This is a genomic window from Sphingomonas sp. (genome assembly GCF_023266535.1).
In the GTDB taxonomy this organism is placed as follows: Bacteria; Pseudomonadota; Alphaproteobacteria; order Sphingomonadales; family Sphingomonadaceae; genus Sphingomicrobium.
The window spans coordinates 1-14,506 of record NZ_JAHFPY010000069.1 but is presented as its reverse complement, the minus strand read 5'-3'; the positions used below and the strand labels follow the sequence as shown (position 1 = coordinate 14,506).

General features: G+C 64.8%; 17 protein-coding genes. 2 read left to right on the top strand and 15 right to left on the bottom strand.

Going from position 1 to position 14,506, the window contains the following annotated elements:
• The first annotated feature begins 172 nt into the window (after window positions 1–172).
• Window positions 173–1,288, top strand: a complete 1,116-nt coding sequence (locus tag Q0C64_RS10850) for a PQQ-dependent sugar dehydrogenase (RefSeq protein WP_294123679.1) — start codon at window positions 173–175, stop codon at window positions 1,286–1,288.
• A 3-nt stretch (window positions 1,289–1,291) separates the two neighbouring features.
• Here Q0C64_RS10850 and Q0C64_RS10845 read toward each other — a convergent pair whose 3' ends face one another.
• From Q0C64_RS10845 to trmB, 3 genes are read right to left on the bottom strand one after another with little or no spacing between them, the layout of a single operon-like run.
• Window positions 1,292–1,972, bottom strand: a complete 681-nt coding sequence (locus tag Q0C64_RS10845; RefSeq protein ID WP_294123678.1) for a peroxiredoxin — start codon at window positions 1,970–1,972, stop codon at window positions 1,292–1,294.
• 39 nt (window positions 1,973–2,011) lie between these two features.
• Window positions 2,012–3,061, bottom strand: coding sequence for a cysteine synthase A (locus tag Q0C64_RS10840; RefSeq protein WP_294123676.1), 1,050 nt, complete (start codon window positions 3,059–3,061; stop codon window positions 2,012–2,014).
• 39 nt (window positions 3,062–3,100) lie between these two features.
• Window positions 3,101–3,802: a tRNA (guanosine(46)-N7)-methyltransferase TrmB gene (gene trmB / locus Q0C64_RS10835; protein ID WP_294123674.1), complete on the bottom strand. Its 702-nt coding sequence runs from the start codon at window positions 3,800–3,802 to the stop codon at window positions 3,101–3,103.
• 104 nt (window positions 3,803–3,906) lie between these two features.
• On the opposite strand from trmB, the gene Q0C64_RS10830 reads away from it, so the two are divergent.
• A complete protein-coding gene (locus Q0C64_RS10830; RefSeq protein WP_294123672.1) occupies window positions 3,907–4,311 on the top strand; it encodes a DUF1761 family protein in 405 nt (134 codons plus the stop codon).
• A 40-nt stretch (window positions 4,312–4,351) separates the two neighbouring features.
• Here the strand turns inward: Q0C64_RS10830 and metK are convergent, their stop codons facing one another.
• From metK to Q0C64_RS10770, 12 genes are all read right to left on the bottom strand, one after another.
• Window positions 4,352–5,599, bottom strand: a complete 1,248-nt coding sequence (metK, locus tag Q0C64_RS10825; RefSeq protein ID WP_294123670.1) for a methionine adenosyltransferase — start codon at window positions 5,597–5,599, stop codon at window positions 4,352–4,354.
• Between the two features lie 56 nt (window positions 5,600–5,655).
• Window positions 5,656–7,173, bottom strand: coding sequence for an apolipoprotein N-acyltransferase (lnt, locus tag Q0C64_RS10820; protein WP_294123667.1), 1,518 nt, complete (start codon window positions 7,171–7,173; stop codon window positions 5,656–5,658).
• Window positions 7,174–7,217: 44 nt separating this feature from the next.
• Window positions 7,218–8,111, bottom strand: a complete 894-nt coding sequence (locus Q0C64_RS10815; RefSeq protein WP_294123665.1) for a hemolysin family protein — start codon at window positions 8,109–8,111, stop codon at window positions 7,218–7,220.
• Window positions 8,111–8,629, bottom strand: a complete 519-nt coding sequence (gene ybeY, locus Q0C64_RS10810) for an rRNA maturation RNase YbeY (RefSeq protein WP_294123663.1) — start codon at window positions 8,627–8,629, stop codon at window positions 8,111–8,113. Before ybeY ends, Q0C64_RS10815 begins: the two co-directional genes overlap by 1 nt.
• A complete protein-coding gene (locus tag Q0C64_RS10805) occupies window positions 8,629–9,639 on the bottom strand; it encodes a PhoH family protein (RefSeq protein WP_294123661.1) in 1,011 nt (336 codons plus the stop codon). Before Q0C64_RS10805 ends, ybeY begins: the two co-directional genes overlap by 1 nt.
• Window positions 9,640–9,908: 269 nt before the next feature.
• Window positions 9,909–11,213 carry a tRNA (N6-isopentenyl adenosine(37)-C2)-methylthiotransferase MiaB gene (miaB, locus tag Q0C64_RS10800; RefSeq protein ID WP_294123659.1) on the bottom strand — a complete coding sequence of 435 codons (1,305 nt, stop codon included), beginning with the start codon at window positions 11,211–11,213 and terminating at the stop codon, window positions 9,909–9,911.
• A 10-nt stretch (window positions 11,214–11,223) separates the two neighbouring features.
• On the bottom strand, window positions 11,224–11,985 hold the full coding sequence (locus Q0C64_RS10795; RefSeq protein ID WP_294123657.1) for a 1-acyl-sn-glycerol-3-phosphate acyltransferase: 762 nt from the start codon (window positions 11,983–11,985) through the stop codon (window positions 11,224–11,226).
• Window positions 11,969–12,391, bottom strand: a complete 423-nt coding sequence (locus Q0C64_RS10790; RefSeq protein ID WP_294123656.1) for a Fur family transcriptional regulator — start codon at window positions 12,389–12,391, stop codon at window positions 11,969–11,971. The genes Q0C64_RS10795 and Q0C64_RS10790 overlap by 17 nt, the downstream gene beginning before the upstream one ends.
• Window positions 12,392–12,462: 71 nt before the next feature.
• On the bottom strand, window positions 12,463–12,879 hold the full coding sequence (locus tag Q0C64_RS10785; RefSeq protein ID WP_294123683.1) for a MucR family transcriptional regulator: 417 nt from the start codon (window positions 12,877–12,879) through the stop codon (window positions 12,463–12,465).
• Between the two features lie 121 nt (window positions 12,880–13,000).
• Window positions 13,001–13,486: a GNAT family N-acetyltransferase gene (locus Q0C64_RS10780; RefSeq protein ID WP_366004689.1), complete on the bottom strand. Its 486-nt coding sequence runs from the start codon at window positions 13,484–13,486 to the stop codon at window positions 13,001–13,003.
• Window positions 13,483–14,109 (bottom strand): tRNA (adenosine(37)-N6)-threonylcarbamoyltransferase complex dimerization subunit type 1 TsaB, encoded by a 627-nt coding sequence (gene tsaB, locus Q0C64_RS10775; RefSeq protein ID WP_294123654.1) that lies wholly within the window; start codon window positions 14,107–14,109, stop codon window positions 13,483–13,485. The genes Q0C64_RS10780 and tsaB overlap by 4 nt, the downstream gene beginning before the upstream one ends.
• Window positions 14,110–14,301: 192 nt before the next feature.
• The coding region (locus Q0C64_RS10770) for a NifU family protein (protein ID WP_294123652.1) at window positions 14,302–14,506 on the bottom strand (205 nt) is incomplete at its 5' end.

Below are 14,506 nucleotides of genomic sequence, written 5' to 3'. Positions count from 1 at the left end.
CACGCTAGCCAGCCGGTCGAACAGTGCCTTGCGCCCGCCGAACAGTTCGCGCGCCTTGGCCTTCGCAACGGACTGTTCAACGGTGTAGGGCGGAAGCGCCGTGGCGAGGGAGAGGAGACCGACCTTGTGCATGCAAGTCTTTCGTTCGGTGCCCCACACAAGAGGACATCGGATGAACAGGATGGTTTTGCAAGCGATGCTCGCGGCGAGCCTGCTGGCCGGATGCCAGTCGCGGGGACACGCCCAGCATGAGTCGACCGGGCCGCGACCGTTCACGGTCACTGAAATTGCCTCGTTCAGCACGCCCTGGGCGATGGCATTCCTGCCCGGCAGCGGCGTCCCGCTGACCGACATGGCCCTGCTGACCGAGAAGGAGGGCAATTTGTGGCTGGTCGATGTGGCAAGCGGCAAGCGGACCGCCGTGTCCGGCGTCCCGGCCGTTGTCGTGGCCGGCCAGGGAGGCCTGGGCGATGTCATGCCGCACCCGGACTTCGCCGGGAACCACCGCGTCTATCTCAGCTATGTCGAAGGCGGGCCGGACGGCACCAGCGGGGCCGCGTTGGGCTATGGCACGCTAGACCTCGCCAATCCGGCCGCGCCGGCACTCAAGGACTTCAAGGTCATCTGGCGGCAGGATCCCAAGGTCGACAGCGACGTCCATTTTTCCCATCGCATCGCCTTCGCCCCGGACGGGACATTGTTCGTCAGCAGTGGCGAGCGGTTCAAATTCACGCCCGCCCAGGATCCCAACAGCGACCTCGGCAAGATCATCCACATAACCGACGAAGGGCAGCGGATCGATGGTCGCTATTATTCGATGGGCCATCGCAATGTGCTGGGATTGAGCTTCGCCCCCGACGGCCGGCTGTGGGCGAGCGAGATGGGGCCCAAGGGGGGCGACGAGCTCAACCTCATCCTGCCCGGCAGGAATTACGGCTGGCCGAAGGTGTCGAACGGCAGTCATTATGACGGGCGCGACATCCCCGACCATAAGCCGGGCGACGGATTTGAAGCGCCGAAGGTGTGGTGGAACCCGTCGATCTCGCCCGGCAGCCTGCTTATCTACAGCGGCGATAAATTCCCGGCGTGGAAGGGCGATGCGCTGCTCGGCGCCTTGTCGGGCGAAGCGCTGGTTCGCGTCGACATCGACGGCGATAATGCCAGGAAAGCCGACCAGTGGGACATGGGTGCGCGCATCCGCGCGGTCGACCAGGGCCCCGACGGCAGCGTCTATCTGCTGGAGGACAATGGGCGGCTGCTCAGGCTCGATCCGGCTGCCGCCCATTAAGCGTCAGCTGACCGGCTGCGGCTCGTCGACCGGCTGCGGGATGATGCGCAGGTAAGGCTTCACCGTCTCCCAACCGTCAGGATATTTCTCCCGGGCGGCTTCGTCGCTGACCGACGGCGGGATGATGACGTCCTCGCCCCGCTTCCAGTTGACCGGGGTGGCGACACCCTTGTTCTCGGTCAGCTGGACCGAATCCAGCAGGCGCAGCACCTCGTCGAAGTTGCGGCCCGAGCTCATCGGATAGAGCAGCATGGCGCGGATCTTCTTGTCCGGGCCGATGATGTAGACCGTGCGCACGGTCGCATTGTTGGCGGCGGTGCGGCCCGCCGCGGTATCGCCGGCGTCGGCCGGGAGCATGTTGTAGAGCTTGGCGACGTTGAGGTTGCTATCGCCGATCACCGGATAGTCGACCTTGTTGCCCGAGACTTCCTCAATGTCCGGCAGCCAGCGCGCATTGTCCTCGGCTGTGTCGACGCTGAGGCCGATGATCCTGGTGTTGCGCTTGGCGAATTCATCCTCAAGGCCGGCCATATAGCCGAGCTCGGTCGTGCAGACCGGAGTGAAGGCCTTGGGGTGGGAGAAGAGGATCGCCCACTTATCCCCGATCCAGTCATGGAAGTTGACGGTGCCCGTGGTGGTCTGCGCGGTGAAGTCCGGGGCAACGCTGCCGATTGAAAGCGTCATATGTTCAGTTTCCTTCGCTGAGTCGGTGGAGTGGCGCCGCTATACTCCCGCGGGCACCGGGACGAAATCGGGTTCGACATGCTCCGGCCGGTCGAGCCAATCGGGCGGCTCGAGCCCCTTGGAGCGGAGAAATTCGGGATTGAACAGGCGCGACTGGTAGCGGGTTGCCGGGTCGCACAACATGGTGACGATGGTGTGACCCGGGCCGAGCTGGCGCGCGAGGCGGATCGCGCCGGCGACATTGACGCCGGATGACAGCCCGAGCGCCAATCCTTCGTCCTTCAACAGGTCGAAGGTGGTTGCCAGGCTTTCCGCGTCGGGGATGAAGAAGCTTAGGTCGGGCCGGAAGCCTTCGAGATTGGCGGTGACCCGTCCCTGGCCGATGCCCTCGGTGATCGAGCTGCCTTCGGACTTGAGCTCGCCGGTAGTGTAATAGCTGTGCATCGCCGCGCCGGGGACGTCGGCGAGGGCGATTTGGATATCGGGATTACGCTCGCGAAGGGCCCGGGCGACGCCGGCCAGCGTGCCGCCGGTGCCGATCGCGCTGACGAAGCCGTCGACCTTGCCGTCGGTCTGTGCCCAGATTTCGGGGCCGGTGGTGCGGACGTGGACGTCGCGGTTGGCGACATTGTCGAACTGGTTGGCGAAGATGGCGCCTTCGGGATGCTCGCGGGCCAGGCGCGCGGCGGTGCGGCCGGCAACTTTCACATAATTATTGTCGTTGCGGTATGGCACCGCCGGCACTTCGATCAGGACAGCGCCCAGTGCCCGCAGCGTGTCCTTTTTCTCCTGCGACTGGGTCTCCGGGATGACGATGACCGTCTTGAGGCCGAGCGCGTTGGCGACAATCGCCAGGCCGATGCCGGTGTTGCCGGCCGTGCCGTCGACCACCAGCCCGCCCTTGCTGAGTTCGCCGCGGTCGATCGCGTCGGTGATGATACCGAGCGCGGCGCGGTCCTTGACCGAGGCGCCGGGGTTCATGAATTCGGCTTTGCCAAGGATGGTGCAGCCGGTCTGCTCCGACGCGCGGCGCAGCTTGATCAGCGGCGTGTTGCCGATCGCGGCGAGGACGGAGTCTCTGGTCTCCATGGCGCCTAGTTAGGCATCCGAAACGACAGTTTGAAGTGGTCAGCCAAGGCGTTTGTAGCGAAACTGATGAGGCGTGCGTCCTTCGCGACGGGCCTTGGCGGCATAGCGCGTCTCCAGCCAGCCCGAGGGATAGCGGAGCCATTCGCCCGGCTCCTTCACCACCCACGCGAACTGGCCGGCGTGGCGCTGCATGACCATCAGCGCCCAATTGAGATAGGTCGGATCGTCGGTGGCGAGGCGGAATTCGCCACCCGGCTTCATCTTGGCTGCAATCAAGGCCAGCGGTCCGTCGTTGATCATCCGCCGCTTGGCATGGCGCGCCTTGGGCCAGGGGTCGGGGTGAAGCAGATAGACCATGGTAAGCGACCCGTCCGGCAGGCGGCGCAGGACGTCGAGCGCATCGCCCATATGGATGCGGATGTTAGCGAGCCGCTGATCGCGGATATGGCCAAGCGCCTGGGCGACGCCATTCAGGAACGGCTCGCAGCCGATGAAGCCATGATCCGGCAGCAGGTCGGCGCGATAGGCAAGATGCTCGCCGCCGCCGAAGCCGATTTCTAGGTGCAGTGGGCGGTCATCGCCGAACAGGCGCTCGGCGGTGATCTCGCCCTCGGCCAGCACCGCGATGGCCGGCAGCAGCGTGTCGACCAATTCGGCCTGCCCCTTCCTCAGCTTGTGCCCGCTCGACCGGCCGTAGAGCCGGTTGAGGGTGGTCGGATCGCCTGCCTTGTGCGCGGTCATGGCCGGCGCCCTAATCGCTTCGCGGCGCTCGTGAAACCCTGACATTGGCGTCATGACGCCGCTGGGTTATGTTCCACGCACGCAACAAGCCTGGGGAGGGGAATATGCGTAGTGGTGGAATCAACTGGATGGCGGTGATTGCCGCGGCGATCGCCATCTATGCAATCGGGATCATAATTTACGCCGTGATCGTTCCGCAGGACGCCTGGATGGCAATGACCGGCATGACCGAGGACCAAAAGGCCATCGCCTTGAGCCGCATGCCTTATAGCGTGGTGATGCCGCTGATGACCGCGATATTCCTGGCCGTGCTGTTCAAATGGGGCCAGGTGGCGGGCGCCATGGCCGGGGCCAAATGGGCCGTGGTCGTCGGGCTCGCATCGGCCGTGCCGGCGATGCTCTATGGCTGGACCTATGGCGGGCTCAACACCAACATGACGATGGTCGATTGCTCGCACCTGCTGCTCGGCCACATCGCTGCAGGCGCCATATTGGGTGGCTGGAAGTAGGGAAAAAGGGCGCCGCGGCGAGCGGCACCCCAATCGTTGATCATGCGGCGATGGTCGCCACCTCGTTCAGCGCGGCCTTCAGATCCTCGATCAGGTCGGTCTTTTCCCACGGGAACAGATCGCCCTCGGCCTTGCGGCCGAAATGGCCGTAGGCAGCAGTCGCGGAGTAGATCGGCTTGTTGAGGCCGAGGTGGGTGCGGATTCCGCGCGGGGTTAGCCCGCCGAGCTTGCCGATCCGGCCGATCGCGGCTTCGAGCTGATCGTCGCCGACCGTTCCCGTGCCGTGCGTGTCGACATAGAGCGATAGGGGCTCGGGAACGCCGATCGCATAACTCAGCTGGATGGTGCAGCGCTTGGCCAGCCCGGCCGCGACGATGTTCTTGGCAAGGTAGCGCGCGGCGTAAGCGGCCGAGCGGTCGACCTTGGTCGGGTCCTTGCCGCTGAACGCGCCGCCGCCATGGGGGGCAGCACCACCATAAGTGTCGACGATGATCTTGCGGCCGGTCAGGCCGGCATCGCCGTCGGGGCCGCCGATTTCAAAGCTGCCGGTCGGGTTGATGTGGTAGACGGTCTCGGCGCTGAGCAGCTCGGCCGGAAGCACGTCGGCGACGACCTGCTTCACATAGGCGTGGAGCTCCGCTTCCTTCTCGCCCTGGTCATAGCCCTTGGCGTGCTGGGTCGAGACAACGATCGTGGTCGCGGCGGCCGGCTTGCCATTCTCATAGCGGAGCGTGACCTGGCTCTTGGCGTCGGGCTCCAGGAATGGCGCCCTGCCGGAATGGCGGTCGTCGGCCATGCGCTGCAGGATCTTGTGGCTGTAATAGAGGGTGGCGGGAAGCAGGTCCGGCGTCTCGTCGGTGGCGTAGCCGAACATGATGCCCTGATCGCCGGCGCCCTCGTCCTTGTTGCCGGTGGCATCGACGCCCTGAGCGATATGCGCGGACTGGCCGTGCAAATGGTTCTCGAAGCCGGCGGTCTGCCAGTGGAAACCCGCCTGCTCGTAACCGATGCGCTGGACGACGTGGCGCACGGCCTGTTCGATTTCGTCGCGCACGCCCGGCGCCCAGCCATGGGTGTCACCGAACTGATCCTCATCATAGGCGCCGTTGCAGCGGATCTCGCCGCCGACGACGATCCGCTGGGTCGTGACCAGAGTCTCGCAGGCAACGCGCGCCTCGGGGTCCTTCGACAGGAACAGGTCGACGATCGCGTCGCTGATCTGGTCGGCGACCTTGTCGGGATGGCCTTCGGAAACCGATTCGGAGGTGAAGAGGTAGCTATTGCGCATGGGGAGGCATCAGTCCTTGGCAGAAATCTGCGAAAAAATAAGATATAAAGGATTCGTTATATGGGCCTGTAGCGAGCACGGCGGTCTAGTGCAATCGCGGCGATGAGCAACAGGAAGCCAAGCGCCAGCGGGATCGCGTTACCCAGCCACCCAAACAGGGTCGGGCGCGCGCTCGGCGGGAGGTAACCCCAGATGATCCCCGCCTTGCCCAAGGGTATGGAGTCGATCACCTGGCCGCGCGCATCGATCAGGGCGCTGATCCCGGTCGGGGTCGAGCGGATCACCGGGATACCCTCTTCGGCGGCGCGGAGGCGGGCCTGGGCGAGATGCTGGGGCGGGCCCCAGGCGCCGAACCATGCATCGTTCGACGGGTTGAAGATGAAATCCGGCCGATGGTGCGGATCGACGACATGGCCGGAGAAGATGATCTCGTAGCAAAGCTGGAAGCCGGCCGTGCCCCAACCTTCGGGCAGGGCCAGGCTTTGCGGACCGGGGCCGGGCTGGAAATCGAGGTCGCCGGGCGCCAGGCGGGACAGGCCGATGGCGGAGAGCAAGGGCCGCATCGGCAGATATTCGCCATAGGGGACAAGGTGGGCCTTGTCGTAGCGGCCGACAAATTTCCCGCCGGGCCCGAGCACGAATATGCTGTTGGCCGCGCCATCGATCTTGCGCCGGTCCTTCGACCGAAAGGCGATGCCGCCGGTCAGCAGCAAGTCGCGACCGCTGGTCTCCTTGGCTGCCTCGGATCGTTCTTCGACGATGTAGGTGGCCGCGCCGGGCCGGTTGTCGGACAGCGGCTCGGTGACCGCCGCCTCGGGCCAGAAGATCAATTCCTGCCGTTGGTCCTTCAGCGTGGAAAGCTTGCTGAGCTTGGCGGCAGCAATCTGCTCATAGCCGGGGATCCATTTGAGCTGCTGGCCGATGTTGGGCTGGACAATGCGGATCGGCTTCAGCGCCGCCTCATTGGTCTCGATCAGCGGCCGCGGCAGGAAATGGGTGAAGAGGATGATGGCGACGAGAGCGCCGCCCTCCTTCCATTGGCGCTGGGCCACAAGCCAAAGGGTGCCGCCGGCCAGGGCGACCAAAGCGGAAAGCCCGTAGGTGCCGATCAGGCTGCTGACGCCGAGGACGTGGGTGTCGTCCAGCGTCACCCCGATCGGGTTCCAGGCGAAGCCGGTGAACATGGTGGCGCGAAGCCATTCGCAGACGGCCCAGCTTCCGGCCAAGGCGAGGACCAGGGCGAGTCTGTTTTCCCGGCCGAAGCGCCAGGCGAGGCCAGTGGCGATCATCGGATAGACGGCAAGGTACAGCGACAGCAGCACGACCGCGATCCAGCCGAGCCAGGCCGGCATCGCCGCCTGATAGGTGAAGGCGGTGGCAATCCAGTTCAGGCCGATGACGAACTGACCGACGCCGAACGCCCAGCCAATCAGCAACGCGCGCCGCAAGGATCCCGCTCTGGCGGCCAGCTCGCAAAGCGCCGCGATGGCGACAATCATCAGCGGCCACCAGCCGACCGGCTGGAACGCGAAAGCGGAAAGGACGCCGGTGGCCAGCGCGATCAGGTACAGCATGCGCCGTCGCTAGCGGCTGGAGACCGGCTGGGGAAGGGCCGCACCTACTTGCCCGTTTCGGGAACCTCGACAACCGACTCGGGGGCATGAAGCCGGACCCGGACGATTCTCCGCGGATCGCTATCGACCGCTTCCAGCCGCCAGCCGGACGGATGGAGAAAAGCTTCGCCCTTGGCGGGGATGTGACCGGCCAGCAGGAACACCAGCCCGCCCAGCGTATCGACCTCATCGTCCTCGGAGGCGAGACGGGCATCGACCACCTTGGCCAATTCCTCGACTTCGATCCGGGCATCGGCTTCCCACAACCCATCTTCGAGCAGGGTCAGCATGCCGGCGGCTTCGACGTCATGTTCATCCTCGATCTCGCCGACGATTTCCTCGACGACATCCTCGATCGTTACCAGGCCTTCGGTGCCGCCGAATTCGTCGACCACGATCGCCAGGTGGATTCGCTCGTTCCGCATCCGCGCCAGCAGGTCGAGCACGCCCATCGATTCAGGCACGAACAGCGGCGCCCGAAGCAGCCCCTCGATCGTCCGGGGCCGCGAAGGGTCTTCCTGCGCCTTGAACACATCCTTGATGTGGATCATGCCGATCACTTCGTCGAGGTCGTCGCCGGTAACCGGCAGGCGGCTGTGCTCCGCCTCGGCAAAGGCGCCGACTAGGCCCTCGAAACTGATCGTCGACGGCACCGAGACGATGTCGCCGCGCGTGACGGCGACTTCGCCGACCGTGCGGTCGCCAAAATGAAGCAGGTTGCGCAGCATCTGCCGCTCAGTGGGCGACAAGTCGCCGCGCTTGATCGGCTCGTCTTCGGCCTCGTCAATCGCCTCTTCGATCTGGTCGCGAAGCGTTTCCTCGTGCGCATCCCCGAACAGCAGCGCCCGCATTCCGCGCCACAGCCGGTTGCCACCTTCGTCTTCGTTGCGGGTGGCCATCAGCGGTCCTCCGCATAAGGATCGGATATGCCGAGCCGTGCCAGCGCCCGCACTTCACGGCCTTCCATATCGGCCGCGTCGGCCTCCTCCAAATGGTCATAGCCGAGCAGGTGGAGCGTGCCATGGACCATCAAATGGGCGGCATGATCTTGCAGCGGGATGGCCTTTTCGGCCGCCTCCACTGCGCAGACGCCGCGCGCCAATATGATGTCGCCGAGCATCAGCTCGGGTCCTTGCTCGGCCGCCGCGGCGAGATCGCTTTCCTCGGCCATCGGAAAGGATAGGACATTGGTCGGCTTGTCCTTGCCGCGCCACTCGGCATTAAGCGCGAGAACTTCATCATCGCTCGCCAGGCGGATCGACAATTCGACGGTGCGCTCGCCACTGCCCAGCTGCGGGAAGGCGCTTTCGGCGATGGCGGCATGTGCGGCGGCCTGGGCCAATTCGGCCCAATCTATCCGATCAGTGGCGGTGCTACTGTCCCATTCCCCGTCGGCTTCGATGGCGACTTCGAGCATCACCGGCCCGGACCTTCGTAAGCTTCGACGATCCGCCCGACCAGCGGATGGCGGACGACATCGGCGGCGCTGAACCGGACCATCGACAGCTTGGGAATTCCCTCCAGCTTGCTGACGGCATCGGCAAGGCCCGATGTCACGCCGGGCGGCAGGTCGGTCTGGTTGGGATCGCCGCAAATCACCATCCGGCTCCTCATGCCGAAGCGGGTGAGGAACATCTTCATCTGCTGCGGCGTGGTGTTCTGCGCCTCGTCGAGGATGATGAAGGCGTCGTTCAAGGTGCGGCCGCGCATGAAGGCGATCGGGGCGATTTCGATCTCGCCCGAGGAAATGCGCCGCTCGACCTGCTCGGTCGGGAGCATGTCGTAGAGCGCGTCGTAGAGCGGCCGGAGATAGGGGTCGACCTTCTCCTTCATGTCGCCGGGGAGGAAGCCGAGCCGCTCGCCGGCCTCGACCGCCGGGCGCGACAGGATCAGCCGGTCGACGCTGCCCGAGACGAGCTGCGACACCGCCTGGGCGACCGCCAGATAGGTCTTGCCGGTGCCCGCCGGGCCCAGCGCGAAGATCATGTCGTCGCGCGCCAGGCATTCCATGTAGCGGGTCTGGACGGTCGAGCGCGGAACGATGGTCTTCTTGCGCGTCCGGATCATCACGCTCGGCGGCGAGGCGACCTCGTCGGCGATGATCCCGTCGAGCGCCGGCTGGTTGGCCATGCCAATCAGCGCCTCGACCGCGGCGGCATCGACGTCCTGGCCCTGGTCGAGCCGGTTGTAGAGGCCGGTGAGCACGTCGCGGGCGCGGGCGGCGGCATCGGGGTCGCCCTCGATCATCACCCGGTTGCCGCGCGCGGAGACGTTCACGCCGAGGCGATCCTCGATCATGATCAGGTGGCGGTCGTAATCGCCGAACAGCGGCCCCAGCAGGTAGGGCTGCTCGAACTCCAGCTCGAGCCGGGCGCGGCCTTCGATCCTGGAGTCGAGGTTGGCGGCGGACAGTTCGCGCTTGGCCATTAGGGTCTGAATCCATAACCAGCGAGAGCCGTGACATGGCTCCTACCGGATGCTGCGCTAGAAGAAGTGGAAAGAGCGGGCCTCACGGCCCGGTCGAGCGCTTCGACGAAGCGCAGCGCCGGCAGGGCCATGCCCATCGGGTGGGACGAAAAATTGCACTGGCACGCTCGCTCAATCGCCAGATAGTCTCCACTATCTGGCTTCACTCGCTCACTCCCAGAACAATTCTTCATCTCCATCACGACCTCGTTGGTTATGGATTCAGACCCTTAGGCGGCCTTTGCTGTCTTGAGCACGCCGCCGAGGCTGTTGGGCAGGGCGTGGGTGACAGTGACGTCGAGCATGTCGCCGATCCGGGCGCCCGTCTCGACAAACACCGACTGCAGCCAGGGCGACTTGCCGATCATCTGGCCGGGCAGGCGGCCCTTGCGGTCGATCAGGATGTTGGTGTCCTTGCCGATCGTGGCGCGATTGAAGGCGAGGCTGTGCTCGGCGATGCGGGCCTGTAGCCGCTGCAATCTGTCGTCCATCACCTCTTGTGCCACCGCTCCTTCCATCTGCGCCGCCGGAGTGCCCGGGCGGGCGCTATATTTGAAACTATAGGCAGAAGCGTAACGCACCGCATCGACAATGGATAGCGTGGCGGTGAAATCTTCATCCGTCTCGCCGGGAAAACCGACGATGAAGTCGCCGCTGATGGCGATATCGGGGCGGACGGCGCGCACCTTTTCCAGCGTGCGGAGGTAGGATTCGGCGGAGTGACTGCGGTTCATCGCCTTCAGGATCGGGTCCGAGCCCGACTGCACCGGCAGGTGGAGATAGGGCATCAGCTTGTCGACCTCGGCATGGGCCGCAATTAGCGCGTCAGTCATGTCAGTTGGATGACTGGTGGTGTAGCGGATCCGCTCCAGCCCATCGATCTTGGCGATTTCGCGGATTAGCCGGTCGAGGCCGCCTTCATAGGCGTTCACATTCTGGCCGAGCAGGGTGATCTCGCGCGCTCCGCTATCGACCAGCGATTGGGCCTCGGCGACCACATCGGCGAACGGCCGGCTGATCTCCGCGCCGCGGGTGTAGGGAACCACGCAATAGGTGCAGAATTTGTCGCAGCCTTCCTGCACCGTGAGGAAGGCGCTTGGCCCGACCTTACGGCGAGCGGGGAGGGCGCCGAACTTGCTGATCGCCGGCATGTCGGTGTCGACCGGGCGATGGCCCTTGGCGACCTCGGCGACCATTTCGGGCAAGCGATGATAGGCCTGCGGGCCGACCACCAGGTCGATCAGCTTGGAACGCGTCCTGGCTTCCGCGCCTTCGGCCTGGGCGACGCATCCGGCCAGCGCGATCATCGGCTTGCTGCCATCCTCGCGCCTGAGGCGTCCAACATCCGAATAGGCCTTTTCGGCCGCCTTCTCGCGGATGTGGCAGGTATTGAGCACGACCAGGTCGGCGTCCTCGCCATCGGCGGCCGCGCGCATGCCTTCGGCGCCGAGCAGCTCGGCCATCCGCTCGCCGTCGTAGACGTTCATCTGGCAACCGAAACTTTTGACGCGGTAAGTCTTGGGAATGTCTGTCATTTGGCGGCGCCTATACGGCCTCCGGCGCAGCCAAGGAAGAGAGAGCGGAGGCGATGGCAGCGTGTGCCTGGCGCGCCAGCAGCTTGCGGTCGTCGGCTGGCGGCAGCGGACCCAGCAAATGGATGGTCATCGCCATGGTGCCGCGATGGCCGAGCACGCGCTTGAAATTGGCGATGCCGCCTTCACCGCTGTGCCAGCCAACGACGTCGGCAAACTCGCCATAGTTGATCGCCAGAGGCCGCACCGAAGCGCCGGGCGGGGGCGGCGCGACCGCTTCCAGCAGGGTCGAGCGAAAGGGAAGCAGATGCCTGCCGTTGCCGGTCGTACCTTCGGGGAAGACAGTGAGCGGCTGGTGATGCCCGAGCGCCTCGGCGATACGTTCGACCTGCTCATGGACTTCGCCGCGCGCCGATCGTTCGACGTAGAGCGTACGGTTCTGGTCGGCGATCCAGCCGATCAGCGGCGTAGTCTCGACCTCTGCCTTGGCGATGAAGGCGGTGCCGGTCCAGCCGCCGAGGATCATGATGTCGAGCCAGCTGACATGGTTGGCGATGACGAAGCTGTGCGGCTCAAGCGGGCTGCCGACCACTCGCGGACGAACGCCGACGATGAGCGCACCCCAGCGAAGGAAGCGCCTCGGCCATTTCGAGCGGCGCAGGACCCATTTCGACAGGAGATGTGGCGGAACGCAGGCGATCAGCAGCGCGATCAGGCCCGCCAGCCGCAGACCGAACAGCAATTTGGAAGGCGGTCGCTCAGCGGTCGCGGTCAATGGCGACGCCGTAAAGTTCCATGCGATGGTCGACCAGGCGGAAGCCGAGGCGCTCGGCAATCCGTTTCTGCAGCAGCTCCAGCTCCTCGTCGACGAATTCGATGACGTTGCCGGTCTCGACGTCGATCAAATGGTCGTGATGGGTTTCCGAGGCGGCTTCGTAGCGCGACCGGCCGTCGCCGAATTCGTGCCGTTCCAGGATGCCGGCTTCCTCGAACAGGCGCACGGTGCGGTAGACGGTCGCGATCGAGATATTGGCGTCGATCGCCGCGGCGCGCGAATGGAGCGTCTCGACGTCGGGATGATCCTCGCTGTCGCCGAGCACGCGGGCGATGACCTTGCGCTGCTCGGTGATGCGAAGCCCCTTGTCGGCGCAGAGCTGCTCAATATCGATCGTACGATGCATGATGCCGAATTAGGGTGCGGATGTGATAACGTCAAAGGGGAGCGAGACTGAATTCCGCTCCCCCGGCGACATTATTTTTTACCCTTGCGGCGCTTGGTGCCGAGGCCGATCGATTTGGCCAGCGTGCGCCGCTGTTCGGCATAGTTGGGCGCGACCATCGGATAATCGGCGGCAAGGCCCCATTTCTGGCGATATTGATCTGGAGTCATCTGGTAATGGGTCATCAGATGCCGCTTCAGCATCTTCAGTCGTTTTCCGTCTTCCAGGCAGACAATATAGTCGGGCTTGATCGACGAGCGGATCGGAACCTTGGGCTCTGGCTTGGCTTCGGCCGCCGAACTGGCGCCGGACAGTTGCGCCAGGGCGCCATGAACATTTGAGATCAGTTGCGGCAGGTCGTTGACCGCCACGCTATTGTTGCTGACATGAGCTGCGACTATGTCGGCCGTCAGTGTGATGAGCGTGTCATCATTCCCATCATTATCCATCGTTTTGATCCCGAGCATGAGAAATATTGGCGGGACGGCGGCACACCGTCGCGACTAAAGGTCATTACTACCGCGTTATTGACGGAGCAAGGTCGCTCTATACTATCGAAAGTTAGCGATACTAATCGACCAGCATGAAGGTCACGGCGTCATGACTTTGACCGTCGGGCCCATGATAATAGTTGCGGCGGCGGCCGACGGGAGCAAAGCCGGACGATCGATAAAGCTCGACCGCCGGGTTGCCGTCGCGCACTTCGAGATGGAGCCGGTGACCGCCGGCCGCCAGCGCACTGGCGGTGAAATCGTCGAGCAAGGCCTGGCCGATCCCGCGCCGTTGCTCGGCAGGGTCGACCGCCAACAACAGCAACTCGGCTTCATCCGCCAACGCCCGGACCAGCGAGAAGCCGGACGGCTGTCCGCCCTGCTCGGCAAGGGTCAGCGAAACGCCATGCATCGGCAGGATTCCGGCGCATTGGGACCGGGTCCAGGCCTCGCCGAAACAGGGTTGGAAGGCGGCAGTCATGATCCGCATGACCTGGTCGAGATCATCGGAGCCGCCGCGCCGGAGCCGGACCTGGAAATCGGATTGCCGCCGCGTCGCCATCATGCGGCCCCAGCAAGTGTTTTTGGCGCGCGCGCGTCCGGCGCCCGAGCGTAGACCGGCTTGCATTCGAGGCTGCGCAGCAGCTCGGGCAGGGCCAGCGCCCGGCTCGCGGTTGGCAGCAGCGGCATTGCTTCCCCGTCATGGCGCGCCTCGACCAGTGCCTCGGCGCCGCTACCGACGACCAGCGGGGCGTCGACCTTCCTCGCCGCCGCCTCGGGCGTTAGGTTGAGGATCGGTCCGGTCGCGGTCAGCTTCCTGCGATCGAAGGTCTGGACGAACAATTCGCCATGCCCGCCAGCCATTGCGGCGGCGATCTTGCCCTCGCCGGGTGGAGCCGATGCGGCCAGCAACGCCAAGCTGTTCATCCCGGTCAGCGGGACGCTCCAGCCGATCGCCATGCCGTGGGCGGCGGCGATGCCGACGCGAAGGCCAGTGAAGCTGCCGGGGCCGACCCCGACCAGGATCTTCGACGGGACATGGCCGTCGAGCATTTCCTCGATCATCGGCACCAGCCGCTCGGCATGGCCGCGGCCGATCACCTCGTCGCGCGACGCGACGATCGTCCCGTCCCGCTCGAGCAAGGCGGCGGTGCAGGCGGTGGTCGACGTGTCGAGCGCAAGGATCAAATGGCGACTCCCTGTTGCCTTGCACCCATGGAGGCACAGGCTTGCCGATGCGGCAAGGAAAAATGAATGAAACCAACAAGTCCGCTCATGCTGAGTAGGGGCCGAGCGAGGCCGAAGACCCGTATCGAAGCACGAACCTTCGATACGCCATTTCGACAAGCTCAATGGCTACTCAGGATGAGCGGCCATTGGCTAAATGGCTTCGATCGTCTCGACTTCGGGCACATAATGTTTGATCAGGCTCTCGACCCCGCGCTTCAGCGTGACGGTCGACGAGGGGCAGCCCGAGCAGGCGCCCTGCATGCCGAGGTAGAGCTTGCCGTCGCGATAGCCCTTGTAGACGATGTCGCCGCCGCCCTGCGCGACCGCCGGGCGGACGCGGGTGTCGAGCAATTCC